Source organism: Ferruginibacter sp. (genome assembly GCF_028288465.1).
GTDB lineage: Bacteria > Bacteroidota > Bacteroidia > Chitinophagales > Chitinophagaceae > Ferruginibacter.
Genome location: NZ_JAQBNR010000051.1, coordinates 138,268 through 161,636, shown reverse-complemented (window position 1 = coordinate 161,636; position 23,369 = coordinate 138,268). Strand labels below are relative to the sequence as shown.

General features: G+C 36.0%; 25 protein-coding genes. All 25 read left to right on the top strand.

All coding sequences use genetic code 11. From position 1 onward, the window contains the following. Positions 1-264: 264 nt before the first annotated feature. Positions 265-579 (top strand): hypothetical protein, encoded by a 315-nt coding sequence (locus tag JWR61_RS20215; RefSeq protein ID WP_301929535.1) that lies wholly within the window; start codon positions 265-267, stop codon positions 577-579. Positions 580-888: 309 nt separating this feature from the next. Further along, positions 889-1,389 carry a DUF6882 domain-containing protein gene (locus tag JWR61_RS20210; protein WP_301929534.1) on the top strand — a complete coding sequence of 167 codons (501 nt, stop codon included), beginning with the start codon at positions 889-891 and terminating at the stop codon, positions 1,387-1,389. A gap of 260 nt (positions 1,390-1,649) precedes the next feature. Continuing rightward, complete coding sequence (locus JWR61_RS20205; RefSeq protein ID WP_301929533.1) at positions 1,650-2,417, top strand: hypothetical protein; 768 nt, start codon at positions 1,650-1,652, stop codon at positions 2,415-2,417. A 234-nt stretch (positions 2,418-2,651) separates the two neighbouring features. After that, positions 2,652-2,993, top strand: coding sequence for a hypothetical protein (locus JWR61_RS20200; protein WP_301929532.1), 342 nt, complete (start codon positions 2,652-2,654; stop codon positions 2,991-2,993). Beyond that, complete coding sequence (locus tag JWR61_RS20195) at positions 2,994-3,317, top strand: hypothetical protein (protein ID WP_301929531.1); 324 nt, start codon at positions 2,994-2,996, stop codon at positions 3,315-3,317. It begins immediately after the preceding gene. Between the two features lie 226 nt (positions 3,318-3,543). Beyond that, the gene (locus JWR61_RS20190; protein WP_301929530.1) at positions 3,544-4,023 is read left to right on the top strand and encodes a hypothetical protein; all 480 of its coding nucleotides are present in this window, start codon (positions 3,544-3,546) and stop codon (positions 4,021-4,023) included. Positions 4,024-4,478: 455 nt separating this feature from the next. Beyond that, positions 4,479-4,931, top strand: coding sequence for a transposase (locus JWR61_RS20185; protein WP_301929529.1), 453 nt, complete (start codon positions 4,479-4,481; stop codon positions 4,929-4,931). Between the two features lie 13 nt (positions 4,932-4,944). After that, positions 4,945-5,397: an IS110 family transposase gene (locus JWR61_RS20180; protein ID WP_301929528.1), complete on the top strand. Its 453-nt coding sequence runs from the start codon at positions 4,945-4,947 to the stop codon at positions 5,395-5,397. Between the two features lie 234 nt (positions 5,398-5,631). Continuing rightward, on the top strand, positions 5,632-6,063 hold the full coding sequence (locus JWR61_RS20175) for a DUF6640 family protein (RefSeq protein WP_301929527.1): 432 nt from the start codon (positions 5,632-5,634) through the stop codon (positions 6,061-6,063). Between the two features lie 592 nt (positions 6,064-6,655). Beyond that, positions 6,656-8,890, top strand: coding sequence for a PAS domain S-box protein (locus tag JWR61_RS20170; RefSeq protein ID WP_301929526.1), 2,235 nt, complete (start codon positions 6,656-6,658; stop codon positions 8,888-8,890). A gap of 10 nt (positions 8,891-8,900) precedes the next feature. Next, the gene (locus JWR61_RS20165) at positions 8,901-9,335 is read left to right on the top strand and encodes a response regulator (RefSeq protein ID WP_301929525.1); all 435 of its coding nucleotides are present in this window, start codon (positions 8,901-8,903) and stop codon (positions 9,333-9,335) included. Between the two features lie 949 nt (positions 9,336-10,284). Continuing rightward, positions 10,285-10,725, top strand: coding sequence for a hypothetical protein (locus JWR61_RS20160; protein ID WP_301929524.1), 441 nt, complete (start codon positions 10,285-10,287; stop codon positions 10,723-10,725). A 253-nt stretch (positions 10,726-10,978) separates the two neighbouring features. Then, positions 10,979-11,596 carry a hypothetical protein gene (locus JWR61_RS20155; RefSeq protein WP_301929523.1) on the top strand — a complete coding sequence of 206 codons (618 nt, stop codon included), beginning with the start codon at positions 10,979-10,981 and terminating at the stop codon, positions 11,594-11,596. Positions 11,597-11,828: 232 nt separating this feature from the next. Then, positions 11,829-12,326: an Imm63 family immunity protein gene (locus JWR61_RS20150; RefSeq protein ID WP_301929522.1), complete on the top strand. Its 498-nt coding sequence runs from the start codon at positions 11,829-11,831 to the stop codon at positions 12,324-12,326. A gap of 236 nt (positions 12,327-12,562) precedes the next feature. Further along, positions 12,563-13,324, top strand: a complete 762-nt coding sequence (locus tag JWR61_RS20145) for a nuclear transport factor 2 family protein (protein ID WP_301929521.1) — start codon at positions 12,563-12,565, stop codon at positions 13,322-13,324. Between the two features lie 262 nt (positions 13,325-13,586). Further along, entirely contained in the window at positions 13,587-14,315 is a 729-nt protein-coding gene (locus JWR61_RS20140; RefSeq protein WP_301929520.1) for a hypothetical protein, read from the top strand. A gap of 310 nt (positions 14,316-14,625) precedes the next feature. Then, complete coding sequence (locus JWR61_RS20135) at positions 14,626-15,264, top strand: hypothetical protein (RefSeq protein ID WP_301929519.1); 639 nt, start codon at positions 14,626-14,628, stop codon at positions 15,262-15,264. A 252-nt stretch (positions 15,265-15,516) separates the two neighbouring features. Then, positions 15,517-16,329 (top strand): hypothetical protein, encoded by an 813-nt coding sequence (locus tag JWR61_RS20130; RefSeq protein WP_301929518.1) that lies wholly within the window; start codon positions 15,517-15,519, stop codon positions 16,327-16,329. A gap of 238 nt (positions 16,330-16,567) precedes the next feature. Then, on the top strand, positions 16,568-17,302 hold the full coding sequence (locus tag JWR61_RS20125) for a helix-turn-helix transcriptional regulator (RefSeq protein ID WP_301929517.1): 735 nt from the start codon (positions 16,568-16,570) through the stop codon (positions 17,300-17,302). 72 nt (positions 17,303-17,374) lie between these two features. Next, on the top strand, positions 17,375-17,929 hold the full coding sequence (locus JWR61_RS20120) for a dihydrofolate reductase family protein (RefSeq protein ID WP_301929516.1): 555 nt from the start codon (positions 17,375-17,377) through the stop codon (positions 17,927-17,929). Continuing rightward, positions 17,910-18,530 carry a dihydrofolate reductase family protein gene (locus JWR61_RS20115; protein ID WP_301929515.1) on the top strand — a complete coding sequence of 207 codons (621 nt, stop codon included), beginning with the start codon at positions 17,910-17,912 and terminating at the stop codon, positions 18,528-18,530. Before JWR61_RS20120 ends, JWR61_RS20115 begins: the two co-directional genes overlap by 20 nt. A 243-nt stretch (positions 18,531-18,773) precedes the next feature. After that, complete coding sequence (locus JWR61_RS20110) at positions 18,774-19,577, top strand: polysaccharide deacetylase family protein (protein ID WP_301929514.1); 804 nt, start codon at positions 18,774-18,776, stop codon at positions 19,575-19,577. A gap of 253 nt (positions 19,578-19,830) precedes the next feature. Next, positions 19,831-20,907, top strand: coding sequence for a hypothetical protein (locus JWR61_RS20105; RefSeq protein ID WP_301929513.1), 1,077 nt, complete (start codon positions 19,831-19,833; stop codon positions 20,905-20,907). Between the two features lie 306 nt (positions 20,908-21,213). Further along, positions 21,214-21,612 (top strand): hypothetical protein, encoded by a 399-nt coding sequence (locus JWR61_RS20100; RefSeq protein ID WP_301929512.1) that lies wholly within the window; start codon positions 21,214-21,216, stop codon positions 21,610-21,612. 492 nt (positions 21,613-22,104) lie between these two features. After that, positions 22,105-23,148: a PAS domain-containing protein gene (locus JWR61_RS20095; protein ID WP_301929511.1), complete on the top strand. Its 1,044-nt coding sequence runs from the start codon at positions 22,105-22,107 to the stop codon at positions 23,146-23,148. Positions 23,149-23,369 lie beyond the last annotated feature (221 nt).

The window sequence follows — 23,369 nt, the reverse complement described above, 5'->3', positions numbered from 1 at the left end:
AGTTGAAAAGCATAATTAAAAAGCGAACGCACAACATTGGGTTTGCTGCAAGTCTGGCTTGAGGTTGTATCAATGGGCATTTTATCGTTATCAACATCAGCTGTGCAGGACAAGCTTTGCTGGGCTTGTGTTTGTTAAATTTTACTTTTATATTTTTAATCAGCAGCGGTTCCGGGCAGGACAAGCATTGAATTCCAGCCCTGCAGCAAGCCCTGCTCGTTGGCTGCAACCTATTACAGCGAGTAATTTTAAAAATATTAAATATTGATAGTTAGGACAGATGAAGGCGATTTTCCAAAGTGGCTTTTTTTCATTAAGTCGCCAAGTGGGAAATTTGAAATAGATGTTAGAGAAAGTGGTGACGACAAAATGTATTCCGTTACTACAGTCATGATTAACGGGAACAACTGGGGTGCAACTGCATATGACGCATTTGGAATTAATTTATACATTAAAGCTCACTGGAAGGATGATAAAACTGTTGTTATAGAAACTAAAAAAAATATGCGGGTGTTGACAAGACATCTCCAAGTGCAGTTACTCAGGGACATCATTAGAATTGAATATGTAGAAGTATAAATCTAAATTCGAAGGCTGCAGCCAACAAGGGGTATTGCGGCAAGCGGGGCTGGACATTGAAGCCTCAGCAGTTTGCATCGCTGTACTTTGGTTCGGGCTTGACGTTATTAATCTTGTGTATATCCTAATTTCATCAAAATATTTTCAATCATCAGTAGCTCCGGGCAGACATTATAAATATCCCGCCTGCAGCAATACCTGATCGTTGGCTCCAAGCTTATGAGACCCTTTAAATCAGTTGTAATTTTCATTATTTGCATGGGCGTACTTTCATTATTCGGTTGTGCGGACCAATCAAGAAAACATTCTATGGACAAAACATCAGAACTTGACACTATTTCTTTTGAAAACCTGTCCAAAAAAGCATACGAATATCTAAATAAACAGCAAGACATCTGTACCAACGTTTATAAAATTGGTGGCTATCAGGACTGGTATTATGACCAATTTACTGGGGAGTTAACCTTTAGTGACAAGGGCATAAAAAAATTCATTATTGACTATGAAGAAGTAGGTTCACTTTCTTTAAAATCTAATACTTGGCTGTGGGCTTGGGAGAATCCAAATTTGGAAGAAAAAATAAAATCAAAAATAGGATTAGTTCGTGATTATGGACAAAGGAGACAATTTGAAAAATTGATAAATCCTAAATGGACAGCAGACCAATTTGATGGTTGGGAGATGACTGCAATAGCCGCTTACCTAATGAAGGCAAAAGGTGCATATCGAGTACCTTCAAAAGATAGCTTATTATATTCATTTATGATTTACAAGACAATTCGTTGGGTAGACTCTACGAAAATAAAATAATGCAACAGTATTAAGAAGAAAGCCTGCAGCCAACATTGGGTTTGCTGCAAGCCGGGCCTGACGTTGTATCAATGGGCATTTTATCACAATCAACATCAGCTGGGCAGGACAAGCAATGCTGGGCTTTTGTTTGTTAACTTTTACATTTATATCTTTAATCAGCAGCGGTTCCGGGCGGGACGAGCAATGAATTCCAGCCCTCCAGCAAGCCCTGCTCGTTGTACGATATATTTTGAAACACCCTAAAAATTAAACCATAAATGAAACGATTAACTCTTCAACTATTTATCTTGACACTTTTTGCTTCGTGTGATCTGAATAGTAAATCTGACAGATATGCTGAGTATGTTGCCAGTAAAAATCCAAATGACACGGTCACTTCTGAAATGATGAAGACAAAAGATTTTTCAAATTCAATTTATCAGAATGAAATTTCCCTAAAAGATGGCCAAAAACATAGAGCCGGATTGAGTTTTATTATGGAAATGGATACAACAAAATTTATTGTTTCTGCTAAACATTTATTGGGGCCCGATGGAGGTTTTAAAGATAGCATCAAGCTAGATAAAATCTCTGAAACCTTGTCTAGTTGGGAGTTTAATAATCTTTCAAAGACTATTGCTATTTCAACAAATACCAACAATATTTTTGAAACAAGTGGTGATGTCTTATTTTTCAAAATGATAAATAACGCTTCAAACTCAAACTTGAAATCTTTCAAACTGACCAAAAATTATCCACTTACGACAATGGAAGGAATTATTGACTTGAAAAATTCACCAAGTACATATTTTGTTGTTGGTTATACTAGCGAGGGAAAAGAATCATTATTCGAATTAAAATTGGCAGGTGAATACGCAAAGACAGATTATCTTTTTAAAAAAGTGAGTAATTTTGATTTTCACGGTTTAAGTGGTGCTCCAATAATTGATCTAAAAGGAAATGTATTAGCAATATTATCTGGCGGTTTAACTTATAAAGGTGAAGAGTTAATAGTTGGTTCAAAAATAAGGCCCCGAAATTTATAGTACTCAATACATCGTACAACAAAAGTATTTGCAAAAGCTGGGTAGACGGAATAACAATAAGCATTTTTTCATTGTTCGGCTTTGGTTCCGGGCAGGACAAACATCAACGAGCTTTAATTCTTAACTTCAACTAATAATTTTAATCAACAGCGGTACGGGCGGACACAAGTCTATTTCCCAGCCTTCGCAAATACTTGCTCGTTACATGCCATTATATTGGACACCCTACACACAATGACAAACAAAAGCAACAGCAAACTTATTTGGACACTCCCTTATGTTGTTGCAGCGTTCGGACTTTTATTTGCATTTATAGGACTTTCTGAATTTTACAACGTAAAAATTGCAGGACAAGAATCTGCATATCCATTTGGTCCAATAAATGAAAACCAATGGTATTATCAGAACGCTTCAATTTATGCAAACTATAACCTGACAAGCGGAGTTGTCTTTTTGACTGTTTCATTGTTTTTAGTTTGGGCGACAATAAAAAAAAGTAAAACTCTTGTTATTTGGGGCATTGGTTTGATAATCCTTTTTTTCATAGCAGAATTAGTTAGTAGTAAAGTTCAATAAATGACACTTATAAAATTTTTACAAATAATTTCGTTCGGACTTATGCTTTATCTGCTTGCGGACAGTTTTATGCATTTTGATTTTGCAGCCTCAAAAAATAATGCATTAACTAATATGCAAAAAATGGAGGTTGACTCAACTCACAGTATTGACACAGTAAAAGAAAAGGCAAAAAGTTATCTTGACACAATTCGCCGTGTTCATAAAAAATATTCAGCTAAATCTGTCATTAACTTTTGGCTTATAGTTGGACTAATCATCATTCAGTTGTTTCTTTTAAAAAACAAAAACTTTAAGAGGGTGACAGAAAATAACGGCTTGTAACATTGGGTTTGCTGCTATTCCTGGCTGACGAATAAATCCTCATCTTTTTGTTCGCTATCAGCAGCAGTCCGGGCGCGACGTTCAATGTTCGGCTTTAGTTCTTAACTTCAACTCAGTTTTTAAATTGGGCTGCGGTTCCAGGCTGGACATTCGTTGAATACCAGCACAGCAGCAAGCCCTGCCCGTTGGGCGCAAGCAATTTGGAAGTCTATAATTATCGAAATCCATGAAATTACTATTATTTGTGTCTCTGCTCTTTACAACAAATTTTCAACGGAGAGATTTGACGAAGGATTTTGAAACTTATTGTAATGCGAGATTTGGTTATTGTATCGATTATCCTACATTTTTAATACCGAATCCTGAAAGTGAAAATGGTGACGGAAGAGTTTTCGTAAATAAAGAAGGTACAAAAGTATTGACCGTTTATGGTAGACTTAATCAAGACGTTGACGGTAATCCTGTTTCGTTAAAAAGACAATACACTTTGGATATTGAAAACTTAGCTTTATCAAAAGCTAAAATAACATATCAAAAACTTGGTAAAAATTTTTATGTCCTTAGCGGAGAGAAGAATAATAGAATATTTTATCAGAAAATGATTGCTAAAAAAAATTCCTATTGTTACTCTATACTTGAATATAATAAATTGGCGAAGGACGTATATGGTGCAGTATCAGTTACAATCTTCAAATCATTTAATTGATATATTATTAGAGCCTGCGCCCAACATGTGGTTTTATGCTATTGGGGCTTGACCAGCAAACATCGGCTAAAAGCAAAGCCAGTCTTCAGTTTGGGCTTGACCAGCATCTTTGAACTTTAGTAAAAACAATCAACTTTAATTTATAAATTTAACAGCGGTTGTGGGCGGACGGAAGGAAATATCCCAACAGCCTTTGGATTAATTTCTTAGAATTTTATTAATATCTACTACTATTATAGTGGGGGTTGCAAGGGGGTGTTAATAACTACCAATAATGTTGACAATTTTGAAAGTAAGGGGTGGGTGAACTTGCCCAACAGCTAGTCATTAAGGACTTTTTTATGTATTAGTTCCCTCCTTTACTTTCTTGCTCCAGGTCCAGCTAGAATTATTTCTTTGAATCATCAAAGGTTTTTGACAAGAGCAAGTTTTTATCACACTTAAAAACTTAGACGATGAAAAATTGGGATTTAACTTTAGGGGTAGATGTTTCTAAAAACACATTGGATATCTATTGTGCTGAAATATCTGAGCACATCAGAATTCAAAATGGTACAGAAGGATTTTTGCAATTTCAAAAGTGGTGCAAGCATTTCAATATTGATTTGCAAAAAAGCTTTATCGTACTAGAATATACAGGAGGCTATCAATACAAATTGCTGCAGTTCTGTCAATCACGACAAATCTTGTACACAAGAATTCCTGGGTTGGCAATCAAAAATTCCTTAGGTATTACGAGAGGAAAAAATGATAAAGTAGATGCAAGCAGAATTGCACAATATGGGGAAGAAAAGCATAAATCATTGAAGGCCGACGAGCCACTAAATCCAGCAATAGCAAGCCTTAAAGAGCTTCTACATTTCAGAAAGCGATTGGTGAGGAAATGCGGGTTACCAGTCAACCGTTAAAGAGCGCAAGCATATGTATGAAGCAAGTAAAAAGGATATTGTCATAAAAATGTTAGAGCGAAAGCAAAAGGAAAATAAAGAAATAATTGCGGCACTTGAAGTTGAGATGATGAAGATCGTAGCCAATGATGTAAAGATTCAAACCAGCTATCAACTAATAACCAGCATCAAAGGAATTGGCAAAGCGAATGGATTAATGACAATCGCCTATATTGAAAATTTCACAAGCTTTACCAACCCAAGAGCCTATGCTGTATATGTAGGTGTAATACCCTTTGACCATAGTTCAGGAACAAGTATTAGAGGAAGGAAAACAGTAAGTCATTTAGCAAATAAGGAATTGAAGCAGGAGCTAAACCAGGCGGCCAAAAGCGCGACGGCGTGGGATAAAGAAATTAAAAATTACAGTGATAATAAAATTGAAAACAAAGTGCTACAAAATCGTTTTGAACAACATAAAATTTAAATTGATATTACGGATGTTTGCGGTAGTGAAAAAAGGGGAAATGTATGTGGAAAACTACCAGCATGCAGCTTGATTTTAAAACAAATTTGGTAGTTTAATAATCCTAGAATACATAAAGCCCTGGACGTTGTGTGCCATTTTATGGCGACATTACAAACCAACAAAGTAGCGACATTAGATTTGCAAACAATAAAAATCAAACTTTCTCACTAACAATTTAATTTTTAGACAAAAATGACAACAACAAAACAAGCAGTCGGAAAAATATTAATGACAGTGACAGCCGTTATTTATGGTTTTATACCACCATTTGCCGACTTCAACCAAACTCATGCAGAAAATCCACTATGGCCGGGACACGCCAGGTTTCATGTAGTTTGGCAAGTAATTATCACATTTGGGCTTTCGCTTTTAGGGCTTTATCTTTTATGGACAAAGAAAACTGAAAAAGATTTTTCAATTAAAATTTCATTTATTTTGGGGCTTATCGTTTTAGGTGGTTTTCTTTCAAATGCGACAATAACACATTTGTACGGTGGTGCATTATCAGACCCAAATGGAGTTCTGCCAATATTTGCCAACATAGACGCCAATCTTTTTATTTTTTCTATTGGGTTTGTTTTTTTACTTGCTGGATATTTTATGACTAAATTAAAGACAAAATAGTTATTCGAGTAAATCATGCCATAACAGGTAGACAGTACCATTTAGAAAACCGTACACAACATGGGGCTTTATGCTATTGGGGCATGACCAACAATCTTCAGCTAAAAGCAAAGCCAGTCTCCAGTTTCGGCTTGACCAGCATCTTTGAACTTTTGTAAAAAGAATGAACTTTTAATTATAAATTTAACAGCGGTTGTGGCCTGACGGAAGTAAATATCCCAACAGCATACAGCCCTGGACGTTACCTGCTACCCTTTCTGACACACCCTGATAATCAGAATGTGACAGAAGCTAAACAACCAGTTTACAAAGTATTGAAACCCTATGATATACTATTATATGGAAAAAATAACTAATTTTAACTTTTAATAAATTGGTTTGTGTATACTACTTTAAAATATGAAATCAAATAACAATCACATTACCCAAAACTCTACCGGCATTGCCGGATTAGATGAAATAATTGGAAGCGGATTTCCAAAAGGCAATCCATCATTAATAAAATCGATTCTGTTGCCGGGAAAAAATTCTCATGGGCCCTTTTGCCGACACTGAAAAAGTAATAAAAGGATTAGGCATAATAATAAAATAAATGGAAACAATCCTTCAAAGCTTGCAAAATATTTTTCAGAATGCCCCTGCTGCCATTGCCGCATTTGAGGGGCCCGACCACGAGTATATTATGGCAAACGTGGCTTATCAAAAACAGTACAATCGAAAAGAAAGCGATTTTTTAGGTAAACGTTTGCGTGACGTATTTCCTGAATTTGAAGGTACAGGCACTTTTGAAATATTTGATAACGTTTATAATACTGGTGAAACATATACTGCAAACGAGTATGCAGTTATGATGGATGTCGACAATAACGGTATCCTCTCCAAGCGTTATTTTCATTTTTCTTTGGATGCATTAAAAAATGAATTGAATGAAGTAATAGGCATAATCGGAATGGCTTATGATATTACAGAGCAGGTGGAAGCAAGAAATAAAATTGAGGAAAGTGAAGTAAAATACCGAACCCTTTTCTTTTCCATTGATCAGGGCTTTACCCTCTGCGAGCTAATACGTAATAAAGAAGGTAAAGGAATTGACCTTACTATACTGGAGGTAAATCCAACCTATGAAAAACAAACAGGAGTTCCCAAAGAAATGGTGATTGGTAAACCCCTGATGCAGGTTTTTCCTTCACTTGATAAATGGATGGTAATCTATGCTTCCGTGGTGGATGATCAGCGTCCTGTTGTATTTGAGCACTACTTTGAAGATACCGATCGCTGGTTTGAAATTAAAGCTTTACCTATTGAAAAGGAAAAGTTTGCAGTTTTGTTCACCGATATTACAGAACGCAAAAAAAATGAAGAAAAAACAAGAGAAATCCAAAATGCCCTTAGGCATCAAAAGGAGTTGTTGGAAAGCATTACGGCTAATACAGAAATGGCTTTGTTTTTAATGGATGAAAAGCAATATTGTGTTTACATGAACGAATCCGCAGAAATAATGACTGGTTTTACCCTGGAAGAATTGAAAGGAAAACAGTTACATTATTATGTGCATCATTCCTATCCTGACGGATCAGCGTTCCCTTTGGAAGAATGCCCGATAGACCAAGCTCTACCTTCGCAAAGTAAAATGAAAGGCGAGGAGTTTTTTGTACACAAAAACGGCTCCTTTTATCCTGTGGCTTTTACAGCAAGCCCTATTACGCATAACGGAATTGCCAAGGGAACCGTAATTGAAGTCAGAAACACTACAGAGGAGAAGAAAAAACAACAAGAGCTGAAAGAAAGTGAAGAACGCTTTCGCAACCTTGCGGAAACCTTGCCCCAAATGGTATGGGTGATAAATAGCGAGGGCAATATAGAGTACGGCTCAAAAAACTGGAAAGAATATTCAGGTATAGATGATGTAGCCGAAGCTTGGAACTACATGATGCACCCGGATGACCGGGACCGTTTGACAACGCATTGGAATCAGGTATTTACCAGTGGAAAAGGTTATAAGTATGAAATACGGCTAAAAAACAAAGAAGGTATATACCGATGGTTTTATTTGATAGGTGGACCCTTTTTGGATCCTGCTGGAAAAGTAATTAAGTGGGTTGGCTCACTAACTGATATACATGAGCAAAAACTAAATGAAGAAAGAAAAGATGAATTCATCAGCATTGCCAGCCATGAAATGAAGACACCACTCACCACCGCCAAAGCTTACTTGCAAATGCTGGAACTTTCTGTAAATGAAAGCGAGGAAGATGCAAAACTGTATGTAAAAAAGGCAAACGCGTCTGTAAACAGGCTGAATGAATTGATAAGCGAATTGCTGGATGTAAGTAAGATAAGGCTTGGCAAGTTAAATTATAATATCTCTACTTTTAATTTTAATGAAATGATTGAAAGTGCTGTTGAAAGTGTACAACTTACTTCGCCAAATCATAAAATTATAAAAACCGGTAAAGTAAATGACGAAGTAACCGGCGATAAAGCAAGGCTGCAGCAAGTGCTGATAAATTTATTAACCAATGCTGTAAAATATTCTCCCTATGCAGCAAAGGTTTTTATCCTGGTAGAGCAGGAAATGGATGTAATAAAAGTATCAGTAAAAGATACCGGTATCGGTATTGCCCAACAAAGCGTTGACAAAATATTTGAAAAATATCATCGGGTAGAAGAAAATGCAGTACAATTTCAGGGTTTGGGCGTCGGATTGTATATTTCGTATGAAATTATTCAACGTCATAACGGCAAATTGTGGGCTGAAAGTGAACTGGGGAAAGGCAGTACATTTTATTTTACGTTACCGTTAAGATCAAATACGTTAATCTTATAAAAAAAGAGTTATGGAAAAGTGTATTTTGATCTACGAGGATGACATGGACATTTTGTTTTTCTGTAAACAATTTTTATCACAAAATCAATATCGGGTAGAAACATTATCCCGATGTGAAAATGTAATTAGCGACATTGAATCCATTAAGCCCGACCTTATTTTAATGGACCTGTGGATACCGGTAATTGGCGGTGAAAAAGCCATATTCCTAATAAAACAAAATCCTTCGACACAGCACATTCCTGTCCTTCTCTTTTCAGCCAATGCAGAAATTAAAGAGATATGTAAAAAAATTAATGCGGATGGTTATATCGAAAAGCCGTTTGACATTCAGACTTTAAAAGAAACAATCGCACAAAATATTTTAAGGTATGACACTTCACAAAATGCCACAACCTCATCAGTACATGACAAGGGGCAGGAGGTAACAAAAGGTTTGCCGTAAGGCTGGCGGACGGAATAACAATCGGCAGTTTTACTACTATCAGCTAATATCGGGCTTGACCGAATTCTATTTGGCTTTCAGTTGTTAACTTCAACATCAGTTTTTTAATCGGCTTCAGTTGCCGGGCTGACACAGCAACAATTCCAGCCATGCGGCGAGCCTAGAACGTTAGCAACAATTTAAATGACACAATTCGCAACTTTGAGAAGTGACTTAGAAAAGAAAGACGATTAGCCTGGTTCGACAGCTTCTGTGACCTATTGAAACGTGACAAATTTCCATCAACTCATCAACTCGTACAATTTGTTGGAGTTGAAAAACCAAATCCTAGCAAAGAAATTCGTGGCTCGAAGTTTCTAATTCCCTTTGACAAAAGATTTGTATGGGCTTGCATAAATCCTGACTTGTTACCTACCGACGCAGATAAGCCCATTGACTGCTTCGCAATTGCAGGTGAAGATTTCTCTTTAAAAATGTAGGACATTCTTGACCGCTTTCCAGACTATAAAACAAAGAGAAACACTTACGACGGAGGCACACAGATATTCTTTTATCCTTTTATCCAAAGAATTTGAATTCTCTGGAATTTCATTTGACATCCGTGAAGAACCTGAAGATATTTCAGACATAAAATCATTAATCTTTAATAGTGTGACATTCAAATTCGGCGACAGATTGATTGAAGCACGGGATGGTTACAGTTTACACAGCTAAACTGTTGCTAACAAAAGTATTTGCAAAAGCATGGCGGGACAATGTAACATCAGCTAGATGAAAGCGCCAGCAGCGGGTCAGGCTCGACATTCAACTTTCAACTATGAATCCTAACTTCAACAAAATAATTTCATCAGCAGCGGTTGTGGGCGGACGGAATTATAATATCACCACCTCGCCAATCCCTGACCGTTAGCTGATATTTTATACGAACCCTAATTTCCAATTGAATATAATGGCACAAATTGAATTGATTCCCCATGTACCTGAAACTGGTAGTTACAGAATTTTCTATCCAAAACATTTTGTCCTTGAGGAAACTGAAGATAATATTGTTACGATAACATCTCCTGAAACTAGCTCAAACCTAACCTTAACCGGTTATCAGGCTAGTTTGGATGTGGATGAAAAAGTACTAACAGATTTCTTTCAAGAATTTACTGGAAACTACATTCCTGAATCAGAGATAATAAAAGAAATCTCTAACAAAAGAATTTTTCTCGAACGAAGATTTAAAAAAGATAACGTCAATTGGGTATGGTGGGGATTGGCAGAAGAAAATCAAATAATTTTAGTATCGGCAAATTCTGAAGACCAATTATCTGTTGAAGATTATAATCTATATAGGTTTATGATAGATGGGATGGAAATATATCCTTCAGCATTTGAGGAATAAAACATCAGCTAACACGGGTATCTTGCAAAAGCTGGGCAGACGGAAAAACAATCTGCAGCAAATCTTTAATCAATTTCGGTTCCGGCGGATACGGAAACAATCAGCATCAATTGTTATCTTCAACAAAATAATTTCAATCGGTATGGGGTATGGGCGGACGGAATACTATTGCCCAGCCTTCGCAAATACCTTGGCCGTTAGCTGCAAATTTTGTGGAAACACTCTGCGATTGAATCTTTAGTTAAAAATTCTAATGACAAGACTTCTTCTCTGCCCTATAATATTTATTTCAACATTCTCTTTCGGACAAAACTTAAATGAAATTGAAACAAGAGTGACAAGGTTCCAGGACAGTTTAAAGGAAAATAATATTGACACATTTTTCAAATATTCTTTGGTTTGTTCGGGCAGCGTAAATATAACAGATACCTGCAACGTCTTTAACGATTGTTACCTGCTTTGGAAACAAAAAGGAAACACATTTCTGCAAAAATTTGACGGTTGTAAGCTCTATAAACCTTTGCTGCTTGACACTATTAACCCGCTGACTTTTTACATTACCCACCGAAAAAAGATTGACGGTGAAATAATCTATAGTCCAACTTATATTCAATCCAAGCATGGTGAGACAGTAACAACAATTAGTCAGACTATTGACCACACCTGTTTTTACGAAATGACTTTTTTTATCAAGAAAAGAAAGGTATGTAAAAGAGCCAGTGACTTCGATTTGTCTTTCAAAGAGTTTGACAACGGCAGAAAGAATATGTATTTCAACTATAATAGCCAAACACAACTTAAAAAACTTATTGAACAAATTACGCAGTTTGTAAAGCAATTACACACGGACAAACTATTTGAGGTTCAATAAATCTGCAGCTAACATTGGGTTTGCTTCAAGTCTGGCAGGACGTTGTATCAATGAGCATTTTATCGCTATCAACATCAGCTGGGTGGGACAAACATCCTCCCGGGCTATTGTTTGTTAACTTTTACTTTTTTATCTTTATTCAACAGCGGTTCCGGGGCAGGACAAGCAATGAATTCCGCCCCTGCAGCAATACCTGGCCGGCTATCGCTATTTTTTTGAAATCTCGTATAACTTGAAAGATAAGTTTAATTATATAAAATCTTCAATCAACAAACTAGCTTCTATTATTGAAGCCCCAGAAAAATTAATTCCAACTTTTGGCAATTCGACTGATTCGCATCCAAATATAGAAATAAGCGACACAGGGCAATTTTCGTATGAAATCTTTGAAAGAGGACAAGAAATTAAAAGAGATTATGCACTTGATCTTGATCACTTGCTTTATATAGTTTTTCGAGACATTACTGGCTCAATGGCAATTGAATTTGCATCTAAAAATTCACAACCCAATGTTGACATCCGTCGAGTACGATTTCAGAAACAACTGGAACTACTTGGTAAACTAAAAAGGGAATGGGAGCAAAAAGAAAAAGAATATCAAGCCGGCATTGCATCTCAAATCCAGTTTACCGATTATGCTGGACAGAAAGATGCATACTTGAGATACTTAATAGCAAATGGTTTTCTCTATAGCGAGGCAATAGAAAAAGCTAACACTAAATTCCCATAGAACAGCGTCCAACAAAAAGTTTTGCGCAAGTGTGGCTAGACAAACTAACTTCAGCATTTGTACAAATCCAAACTTCAGTTCCGGGCTGGACAAACATTGCTGATCATTAATTTTTAATTTCAGTAAATTATTTTCAATCATCAGCGGTTTTGGCAGGACACAATCTTAATTCCACATCTGCGCAAAGCTTCGGCTCGTTAGCAGTAATGTAATCGAACACTCAATAAATTTAAAGTATGAAAAAGCTTACAACATATTTGACGATAACTGTAATTACATTTATAAAAATTGCACAAGCACAGTCTAAAGTAGATTCAACTTTTATCAGTCAAATGATGCAGCTGGCTCATAAGCGAATAGAAGCATTTGATCTAGGCGACACAAGTATTTGGTCACCGTATGTCGCAAATGACTATATTATTAGTACTCCAACCGGAAAAATTATTAATAAAGCCGAGGTCATGAAAGGGTTTGGGCCTCCGTTTAAAGGATATAAAGACGTGTTTAATTTCGAAGATGTCTATTTAGTCAAGGAAGAAAATGTTGTTGTGATGAGTTATAAAATTAAAGAGCATGAATGGTGGGGGAATAACGAAAACGAAGTGCCGGATCTTAGAAAGACAGATACGTACATAAATAGAGGTGGGAATTGGCTCCTTTTAGCTTCACATGAAACATTTTATCCTTATATAAAAAAAGCCTCTGCACCTAATTGGAAATTCTATGACTCCTATGTGGGACAATATCAGCTAATGCCCTCTCTTTCTTATATTGTTTCAAAAGAAAACAATAAACTAATGATGCAGGAAAATAATAATACTGAAAAAATTGAACTTATACCATGTTCTGATAAGGAATTTTTCTTCAAACCTAACATAGGCTTTTTCAATTATGGCGGGACTGAAGAAGTTTTTTTTGTTAAAGATAAAAGCGGGAAAATAAAATATCTAATATTTAAAAGTTATGGGATCGGAATAAAGGCTAGGAAAATTAAATAAGTATTATAATTCAATGTTTATAAAGCACTACTGCTAACATTGCATTGGCGCAATACGTGCGGACATTTATATTATCAGCATCATATCGCTATATTTCTTCAGTCTCGGCTTGACCGATAACCAATTAGCTTTTGTAGTTTAAATTAAAAATCTCATCTTTAATTGGCATCAGCACCAAGTGGACACAGCGACTATCCCCGTACTGCACCAATGCCTTCGTTGTGCGTCAGCTTAAAAGACCTTCACTATCATTTAACAAAATATGAACCAGGAAAGTAAAACGAAAGACGTCACACCCAAAGCATTTTTTATAGCAATGGGATTCTTATTCGTTTTATTGCAGGTAGCCTTTCATCCTGAATACACTAAATACTTTCCTCAATTTAATGGATTTAACTGGTTACATCATACTCATGGAGCACTAATGGTTTCATGGATGATTATATTATTTATTCAGCCCTATCTGATTTATAAAGGCAAATACAAAGCACACAAATTTATAGGGAGAGTATCTTATTTCATAGTTCCATTAATGGTCATCTCAATGTTTCTGGCAACAAGGCAGAATTATCTTACTACCATAGAAAAAATACCGTTTAACGAAGTAGCTAGTATACAAGCATTAAATTTTATTGCACCACTGATATTTTTGCTTTTTTATTCGCTTGCTATCATAAATAAAAAAGATGTTTTCAATCACCAGAGATACATGATTGGCACTTCATTTATTATGCTCACAGCCATTCTAAGCAGAATTTTGCAACACAGTTTTGAGCCTGATAGCATTCAACCGTACGACTTTTTTATCCCATTATATTTTAGTGTTATAGTATCAGCACTACTTTTAGTAAATGATATTATAAGGAAGAAAAACCCAATTCCTTACACTATAGTAATGGTCGGCTTGCTTGTATATACAATTTTCTATCATGTTCGTTCCACAGAGGTTTGGCAATCTGTAGTGCGTTCCGTTGGAGATACTATTTTTTGAAAAGAGTTTTAATATCTAATCATTTCCTCACTTGAAAGAATAATTATACTATCACCGACAAACAAGCCGAAGGCACAACAGTGGGTTTATGCTATTGGGGCTTGACCAACAATCTTCGGCTAAAAGCAAAGCCAGTCTTTAGTTTCAGCAGAACAAGCACCTTTGAACTTTAGTACAAACAATGAACTTTTAATTATAAATTTAGCATCGGTTCCGGGCAGGACAATGGTAAATATCCCAACAGCCTAAAACCCCGGACGTTAGCTGTAATGCGCTTACCAATGACTGAACACATTAAACAATCATAAAAATGGAAAAATCCTATAGGTATCTCGGTTATTTCTTTCTACTATTAATTCCACTAATATTTGTAGGGTTTTACAAAACATATATTGTTCAATTTCCTTCATTTGAAAAAGTAAAACATACGTTCATTCATATCCATGCAGCTATTGCTGTGGTATGGGTTACACTAATCATTGTACAACCATTTTTGGTAGGTAACAAAAAAATGGCATGGCATAGAAAATTAGGCAAATTATCCTATTTCATTTTCCCTTTACTGATGCTGTCATTTATCCCCAGTATAGTCAACAACTTAAATTCTGATACACCCAAGTATGCATTTTTTGCAATTGGTGATGGATCTTTGCTTATACTTTTTTATTGCATGGCAATTAAGTATCGAAAAAAAAGCTCGTTACATATGCGGTATATGATTGCAGCGGCAATGGTGCTATTAGGACCTACAGTGGGGCGGATCTTACCAAACATTTTTGGTTTTTCTGATTTAGCTACTCAAAATATTCAGTTTGCAATTATACAATCTATATTGATAGCCCTTATAATCTCTGACATTAGAAACAAGAAAAAATATTCCCCTTATTTAATTGCTATTGTTTGCTGGTGTGTGCACCAATCAATTTTCTATTATTTGTTTCTGATTTAATTTAGTGATAAAATGCATTACGGCTAACATGTGCTTTTATTCTATTGGGGCTTGACCAACAATCTTCAGCTAAAAGAAAAGCCAGTCCTTGGTTTGGGCTTGACAAGCAACTTTGGTCTTTAATTCAAACAATGAGCATTAATTTATAAATTTAGCATCGGTACCGGGCAGGACAATGGTAATTATCCCAACAGCATAAAGCCCTGGCCGTTACCTGCCATTTTAATGAGACACTTCATATACTTTACAATTTTGACAATGCTTTTTGGGCTTTTAGGGTGCAAGGCGAAGGCGAAGAAGGATTTTGTATTTGACGAATTTAAATCACAAATTGAAAAATACGGAATGCGTATTGACTCCTTTGATGAAACAGAACTAATTTATATTTCGCAAGGTGAAACAACGTTAAAAGTCAGTTTGGATAATGTAAGAAAGAACTATGAAAGGGATAAAGACACTTCTCACATTTCAGACTTGGTTCAAACCTTAATATCTAATTCCCTTGAACTTCCTTCAAAGTGGACAGATGTACAAAATGACATTTATATCTCATTGTTCCCAAATTACTATGAATTTGCTGACTCTTTGCATAGCAAAGTCACTGATGAATTTAGTAAAGTTTATATTCATAGTGGACAGGGAAAATTAACATGGATAACGCCAGATGATTTAAAAAAATGGAATATTACGGAGGCAGATCTTGATAAACAAGCGAATCAGAATGCTGACAAGCTTTTGGCTGTAACTCCCATTTCTTTTGATACAATCGAAAATCGTAAGGTTGGACTTATTGAAGTTGAACACACATCATTAAAGCCTGCGTTACTTTTTGCTCCTTCGATGAAAGAAAAGGTAAAAAAGGATTTCGGATTTCCATTTTATGCAGTTATTCCAGTTAGAGACTTTTGTTACATTTTCTCAGAAAAAGATTTTAATTTCTTTTCTGCTAGAATTGGGCAGATAGTAATTGATGAATACAAAAAATCAGGCTATCCAATAACAACAGAAATTTTAAAGTTTACAGACAAGGAAGTAAAAGCAGTAGGTAAATATCCAGTTAAATAATTCGTTGAAAAACGGCTGGTAACAAAAGTATTGCTGTCAAGCGGGCCTGAACAATCAAAACTTCAGCAGTTTGCAAAGCCGGGCGTTGGTTCGGGCTTGACAAACATCGCTGAACTTTTGTTCTAACTTCATCAAATATTTTTAATCAACAGCGGCTCGAGCGGACGTAATCCTAATACCACAGCTGCGCAAGGCCCTGTCCGTTAGCGGTCATTGTAAAACGACACTGCAAAAACCAATGAAGTACCATAAAGTAAAGCCGTACAAAGAATTAGAACCCTTTATTCATTTCTATTGGGAACTGAGAGGAAACGAACTGGAAAGACAGTGGGAACGGGTTTTTCCAGATGGTTGTGCTGGTATAGTAATGAACTTAGGAGATACTTGTTTGACTGACAACGGATCGATTTTAATGGAGTTTGGGAAAACTTACATAGTTGGTGCGATGACTACATTTAAAGACAGCTTTATTGACACCGATACACATTTAATAGGTGTGTGCCTGAAACCTGCAACTTTTGATAATTTCTATAGTTACGCTTCGCAAAATGAGTTAACCAACGATACTATTGAATTTGAAAAATCCAATTCATTTAATGTTGATAAGATATTTGACAACCCATTTAATTATTTTGACCATTTCTTTTCAGAGAGAATAAAAAGCAAAAACAAACCACTACAATCAGTTATCAACGATATCCATTCAACAAATGGACAAATTAGTATTTCCGAACTATCAAAACGAAATTTCACTACGGTAAGACAATTGGAGCGAAATTTTAAAAAGCTCATTGGACTATCACCAAAAGAATATTCAAGTATTATTCGTTTTCAGAATGCTTTAAGTATAATCAAAAATTCAAATCAAAAACGCAGCTTGTTAGATATTGCATTTGAATGTGGCTATTATGACCATTCGCATCTTAGCAATGAAATCAAGCGTAATACCGGACTTTCACCATCACTACTTTAATTTGTCGCATTTTTACAAAGTGTGATTGCTTGTCTGAAAGTAGATTTGCAGAAACGTTAAAATTTAAAACAGATGCGAAAAATATCACTTTTCATTGCAATGAGTTTAGATGGTTACATTGCAAAACCAAATGACGACCTTAGTTTCTTAAAGCTTGTTGAAAAGGAAGGCGAAGACTACGGTTATTCAGAATTTACAAACACAATTGACACGATAATTATTGGCCGAAGAACCTATGATTATGTACTTAAAGAGATCGGACCATCTCACTACGATAACGGACATCGAGATATTTATGTTATAACAAGAACTAAAAAATCTCAAGTCGGTAGAACAATCTTCTATACAGGAAACATAACCGAATTAGTCAAACGACTAAAGTCTGAAAAAGGAAAAAATATTTATTGTGACGGTGGTGCAGAAGTAATAAATGAACTATTGAAACACGGCTTAATAGATGAGCTAATAATTTCGGTTATACCAGTGTTGTTAGGATACGGGACACGCCTTTTTAAAGACGGACGACCTGAGCAATTATTTGAATTTGTGACAGCAAAAACATTTGATACAGGATTAGTACAATTACATTACAAACAAAAAATTAAAAATGAGCAAGATCATATTTGATAGCGGAATATCACTTGACGGCTTTTTCGCAGGAGATAACAGAAGCCCTAAAAATCCTATGGGAGGTGTGTCAGGACAAATTCACTCGTGGATGTTTAATCAAAAAGCTTTTTGGGAATACCTTGGGTTTGAAGGCGGAAAAGAAGACAGTGCTGACGGAAAATACATTAGAGAAACAATTGCGAGGACGGGTGCATTCATTATGGGTAAACGAATGTTTGAAGAAGGCGAAGCCAGTTGGCCAAATGACTTATACAAAGCAGACGTATATGTTTTAACACACGAGATACGAGAGCCTTGGGTTCAAGAAGGAACAACAACTTTCTACTTTATAAACGATGGAGTAGAAAGTGCTTTGGACAAAGCAAGACAATCGGCCAAAGGAAAGGACATAAGAATTCAAGGTGGTGCAAACACTATCCAACAGTTTTTGAATGCCGGGCTTGTAGACGAGTTTTTCATTCACATTGCACCAGTTTTTTTAGGTAGCGGTATCCGTCTGTTTGAAGGTATTGACAAAGACAAATATGACTTGCAAATTACAGAAGTTATACCATCCGACTTGACAACTCATTTGAAATATAAACTGACAAAAAAATAAAAACAACGAACCGTTAACATTGGTATTGCCAATAGTGGGGCTTGCCATTGCAGCAATCAGCAGCGGTAATTCTGTTGTGCTGTGGTTCGGGGCGTGACGAATAAAGCCCGACTTTAGTTCTTAATATTTAACTTTAGCAAAAAGCCAGGCAGCGGTTCCGGGCGGACGAATATAAAATTCCCCACCATCGGCTATACCTGGCCCGTTGTGCGTCACTTTACATAAAGTTCAAATCCCTGCTTCATGAAATATAAAAAAATAGGGCTAGCCTTAATTTTAGTAACTACTTTTTTCTTGTCCGCTTTCGCCCAGAGGGCAAAAGCTATCATTTGCCTAACGTATGACGACGGCTTGGAAACACAACTTTCAACTGTAATTCCTCAATTAGACTCGGTAGGTTTCAAAGCAACATTCTTTCTGAATTCAATTCAAGGTTCATCTCAATCTGATGTCGTTGGACAAACTCCAGAAGCTGTTTTAGGTTGGACGAAAGCTGCTAGGAATGGACAGGAACTCGCAAACCATACACTATTTCATGCATGTCCTGAAAAATTAGGATGGCAAAAATCAATTTCAATTGATACTTACACAATTGATAAATTAATAACGGAAATTAAAACCGAGAATTCTATTCTTGCCTTGTTAGACCCGAATAGAAAAGAAAGGTCTTTTGCCTTTCCTTGCAATAATTTTTTAATTGGAGATACGGATTACACAACTATCATAAAAAAGCTAGGGTTAGTAAAGTATGCTAGAGCCGGTGGAGACAGTACAAGCATAATTTCAAATTTCAAAAATCTGAACACAATGAAAGTTCCGTCCTGGCATGTATGGACAGGAACAACGCTGGAAGAACTTATTGCCTTTGCAGAGAAAGTAAAGAAAGTGGGTGGAATGGGTGTTTTTCAATTACATGGTGTAGGGGGGCAAGTTTTTCAAATTTCAACTGCAACACATAGAGCTTTCCTTGCCTATTTAAAAGCACATCAGGACGACTATTGGGTAACTACTTTTTCTGAAGCAATGGATTTCGTGACAAAACAGTAATTCGTTACAATTATAAATTGACACAGGCGAACGCACAACAAAAGTATTTGCAAAAGCAGGGGCGGGAACAATTTAACATCAGCTAAGTAAAAGCATCGGCAGTGGTTCAGTCTCGACGTTCAATGTTCAACTTTAGTTCCTAATTTCAACAACATAATTTCAAATGGGCATTTATATCGGGCTGGACAATCAATGAATACCCTGCCTTCGCAAATACCCGATTGTTATGTGCTATTCTAAACGACACCCTACCATGACAAGAACATTGATATTTTTTCTTTCTGTTTGTTTATTAATCTGCAGTTGTAGCAATTCCAAAAAGACAAAGGACGATGACACCAATGACAAAGCAGGCATAACTATACTTAATTATGCTTTAAAAAAATTCGAAGAGCCTTCGCAAACATTTAAAGTTTCTGGTGACAAACCAAGTGTTGTAACAGGGCGAAGAGGAACAAAAATTTCAATCAATCCCAATGACCTTATTACAGAGAGTGGTAAACTTTTAGGACAAAATATAGAAGTTGAATTAAAAGAACTAACCAATACAGGGCAGCTATTAAAGTCTAACGCTCAAACTACCTCTGATGGAAAACTACTTATATCAGGCGGTGCATATTTTATCGGTGTGACTTCAAATGGTGAGCAGCTAAAATTAAAGGAAGGCAAAAATCTTAGTGTTCAATTACCAAAATTGTCAGACAAAGAAATGGCACTCTTTTACGGACAAAGGAATGATTTAGGACAAATGAATTGGCAAAAAGCAACTGAAACATTTAAGGCATCAAAGCAACCGGCAAACACTACAAAAACAAATGACACAACATCAATTTCATATATAGTGTGGGATGATGAAAAGAAATCAGACATCGACAAAATTATGGATTATGTGGATAGCGGTTATAATCCAACACCAGAAGAAAAAGAGAGAAATATTAAGCAACGGAAAAACTATGTTGTTAGCCAAAAAGTATATGATGAAATTGGAATAAGTAAATTAGGTTGGATTAACTGCGACAGATTTTTAGAAGCTGATAACACGACCGAATTGTATGCAACTTTTAATCCGCAAGACAGTGTGAAAAATGCAAACGTATATTTAGTCTTCAAAGACATAAACAGTGTAATTCAAGCCTCATACTATTCGGACAAATCACCACAATTTGAAAATATGCCTATAGGTTACAAAGCAAGGCTAATTGCATATACCGTAAAGGACGAAAAAGTATTTGCTTACTCAACTGATTTGACAATTACTAAAGGACAAAAAATCACTTTGCACTTGAAAGAAATTAATGATAAGGACTTTAAAAAGTTAATCAGCAATTAGTGGGCAGACAAAGAGCGGCACATAACATTGGTATTGCTGCAAGTGGGGATGGACGTTGAAACTTCGGCTGTCTGCATCGCTGTACTTTGGTTCGGGCAGACGAGTTTCAATTTGGCTTTTTGTCGTTAATTTCAACTTTATGTTTTCAATTGGGTGGCGGTTCCGGGCTGGACATTATAAAATATCCCACCTTCAGCAGGACAAGGATCGCTGGGCTTTTATTTGTTAACTTGTACTTTTATATTTTTAATCAGCACCGGTTCCGGGCGGATGAATGGAAATATCCCAACATAAAGCCATGGAACGTTGGCAGCAATTTTTAAACATAATTATGTTGACTCTATGGAAGACCATATTTTACCAATAATTCCGGAATCGAAACTTTACAAAAAAAGAACGATTTTAATCTGCACTTTGCTCACTGGTCCTTTAGTTGCTGGCTTTATGATCGCCGAAAATTTCAAAGCCCTTGGAGAAAAGTCAAGTCAGGTTCGCACTTTGATAATCTCTATAATTATAACAACTGGATTGGTTATCTCTATCATTGGTTTACCACAACTGGAAAAAGTGCCGAACTTTATTTTGCCAATCTGCTCTACAATAATTGCTTCTGCTTGTGTTCAATTTTTTCAAGTAGAAAAAAATGAGACTTTATATTTCCAATGGTGGGACATTTTATGGCTCAGAAAGAGCGATTATAGCTAGTATACTAAGCCTTATAATCACGATTGCATTTGCATTTGGGGTCGAAGTTGTTATAGGTTTACTATATCAGTCATAAAAAAATGCTGTCAACATGAGGCTTTATGCTATTGGGGCTTGACCAACAATCTTCATCCAAAAGCAAAGCCAGGCATCAGTTTCCGCTTGACCAGCATCTCTGAACATCAGTACAAACAATGAACTTTTAATTATAAATTTAACATCGGTACCGGGCAGACGGCAGTTAAAATCCCAACATAAAGCCTGGTACGTCAGACTGTGAAAAAACTAAAAAAAAGGCTTGAGAATCGCTTAAACGATAATCATTCTCTAATAGGTGTCTTTGACATTAATAAAAATAGTTTAGTTTTTTCACAGTCTGACGGTAGCTGCAATCTTTAACCAGCCACTAACCTGACAAATATTATTTAGAAATCTGATATACATCACAATTAAAAAATATAGGAAGTTATACCTTAATGCATATTTATCAGTATGACAAAGAAAAAAGCAATATTTGAAAAATACGCTTCCAATAATTTAGGTGAGTTAGCAATAAGAATATCAGACCATATTGACGCAATGCTTGCATATTGGGATAAAGATTTGGTATGCCGGTATGCAAACAGTGCTTATGTAAATTGGTTTAATAAATCCAAGGAGCAAATGATCAACAATATGCGTATTGACGAATTACTTGGTCCCCTTTATGAAAAAAACCTGCCTTATATACATGCTGTTCTTTTAGGTCAAAAACAATTGTTTGAAAGGGAAATACCATTGCCCGATGGCAGCGGCGTCAGACATTCACTTGCCACTTATATTCCTGATATAGATAGTGGTGAAGTAATCGGTTTTTTTGTTCATGTTGCAGATGTTACTTCTTTAAAAGAACTGGAGAAGAAAATTAATACAGCGAAAAGAGATACTTTGCAAATGATCATTGAAACAGAGGAAACGGAAAAAAGGCAGGTGGTTGAAATTTTAAGAGAAAGTGTAAATCAAACACTTGCTGCTTCCAAAATGGAAATAGAACGAAGACGAAAGGAAGAAGGTAACATTAACATGTATACAAACCTCAGCTCAAACCTCAGCGAAATTATTGGGCAACTAAATCATTTATGCGAGAATCTGTCGCCCACAGAAATTGATTTACTTGGTCTAATTGAATCTGTTGAGCATTACATTGCCAGATTGTCCAAACAGCATCAAAAGAAGATTTCATTTTGTTTTAGAGGAAATAACATCGAAAATATTGGCTTAAAGGATAAATATGCAATTTTTAGAATACTCCAGAATTGTATAACCATCTGTTTTGACTCTGGGGATATTAATAACATTGAAGTGTCTTTAAAATATACTGAGTCCCAGGTAATAATAAAATTTGTCACCGATAATAAAATCGAACTTAATAAGGATTCAAAAGAATATCATACAATTGCAAGCAGGGTTGATTATTATTCAGGAAAAATATCCAAAACTATAAATCAATCTCAAACTCTTTTGATAATTGAACTTTTTATAACAGAGATGCGATGAGCGTATAAAACCCATGACTGCAGCTAACAAAAGGTTTGCTGCAAGGCTGGCCGGACATTGGAGCAATGGGCATTTTATCGCTATTGTGCTTCATCTGGGCTGGACAAACATCGCTGGGCTTTTATTTATTAACCTGTACTTTGATATCTTTAATCAGCAGCGGTTCCGGGCGGGCGAGCAATGAATTCCAGCTCTGCAGCAAGCCCTGTTCGTTGTACGTA

What these genes read in the sequence shown, in the direction of transcription:
- JWR61_RS20145 (WP_301929521.1), top strand. Translation starts at nt 12,563, where the DNA reads ATGAAAAAGCTTACAACATATTTGACGATAACTGTAATTACATTTATA.
- JWR61_RS20160 (WP_301929524.1), top strand. Translation starts at nt 10,285, where the DNA reads ATGGCACAAATTGAATTGATTCCCCATGTACCTGAAACTGGTAGTTAC.
- JWR61_RS20170 (WP_301929526.1), top strand. Translation starts at nt 6,656, where the DNA reads ATGGAAACAATCCTTCAAAGCTTGCAAAATATTTTTCAGAATGCCCCT.
- JWR61_RS20095 (WP_301929511.1), top strand. Translation starts at nt 22,105, where the DNA reads ATGACAAAGAAAAAAGCAATATTTGAAAAATACGCTTCCAATAATTTA.
- JWR61_RS20180 (WP_301929528.1), top strand. Translation starts at nt 4,945, where the DNA reads ATGTATGAAGCAAGTAAAAAGGATATTGTCATAAAAATGTTAGAGCGA.
- JWR61_RS20210 (WP_301929534.1), top strand. Translation starts at nt 889, where the DNA reads ATGGACAAAACATCAGAACTTGACACTATTTCTTTTGAAAACCTGTCC.
- JWR61_RS20120 (WP_301929516.1), top strand. Translation starts at nt 17,375, where the DNA reads ATGCGAAAAATATCACTTTTCATTGCAATGAGTTTAGATGGTTACATT.
- JWR61_RS20125 (WP_301929517.1), top strand. Translation starts at nt 16,568, where the DNA reads ATGAAGTACCATAAAGTAAAGCCGTACAAAGAATTAGAACCCTTTATT.
- JWR61_RS20135 (WP_301929519.1), top strand. Translation starts at nt 14,626, where the DNA reads ATGGAAAAATCCTATAGGTATCTCGGTTATTTCTTTCTACTATTAATT.
- JWR61_RS20105 (WP_301929513.1), top strand. Translation starts at nt 19,831, where the DNA reads ATGACAAGAACATTGATATTTTTTCTTTCTGTTTGTTTATTAATCTGC.
- JWR61_RS20205 (WP_301929533.1), top strand. Translation starts at nt 1,650, where the DNA reads ATGAAACGATTAACTCTTCAACTATTTATCTTGACACTTTTTGCTTCG.
- JWR61_RS20175 (WP_301929527.1), top strand. Translation starts at nt 5,632, where the DNA reads ATGACAACAACAAAACAAGCAGTCGGAAAAATATTAATGACAGTGACA.
- JWR61_RS20155 (WP_301929523.1), top strand. Translation starts at nt 10,979, where the DNA reads ATGACAAGACTTCTTCTCTGCCCTATAATATTTATTTCAACATTCTCT.
- JWR61_RS20165 (WP_301929525.1), top strand. Translation starts at nt 8,901, where the DNA reads ATGGAAAAGTGTATTTTGATCTACGAGGATGACATGGACATTTTGTTT.
- JWR61_RS20200 (WP_301929532.1), top strand. Translation starts at nt 2,652, where the DNA reads ATGACAAACAAAAGCAACAGCAAACTTATTTGGACACTCCCTTATGTT.
- JWR61_RS20190 (WP_301929530.1), top strand. Translation starts at nt 3,544, where the DNA reads ATGAAATTACTATTATTTGTGTCTCTGCTCTTTACAACAAATTTTCAA.
- JWR61_RS20140 (WP_301929520.1), top strand. Translation starts at nt 13,587, where the DNA reads ATGAACCAGGAAAGTAAAACGAAAGACGTCACACCCAAAGCATTTTTT.
- JWR61_RS20195 (WP_301929531.1), top strand. Translation starts at nt 2,994, where the DNA reads ATGACACTTATAAAATTTTTACAAATAATTTCGTTCGGACTTATGCTT.
- JWR61_RS20115 (WP_301929515.1), top strand. Translation starts at nt 17,910, where the DNA reads ATGAGCAAGATCATATTTGATAGCGGAATATCACTTGACGGCTTTTTC.
- JWR61_RS20110 (WP_301929514.1), top strand. Translation starts at nt 18,774, where the DNA reads ATGAAATATAAAAAAATAGGGCTAGCCTTAATTTTAGTAACTACTTTT.
- JWR61_RS20185 (WP_301929529.1), top strand. Translation starts at nt 4,479, where the DNA reads ATGAAAAATTGGGATTTAACTTTAGGGGTAGATGTTTCTAAAAACACA.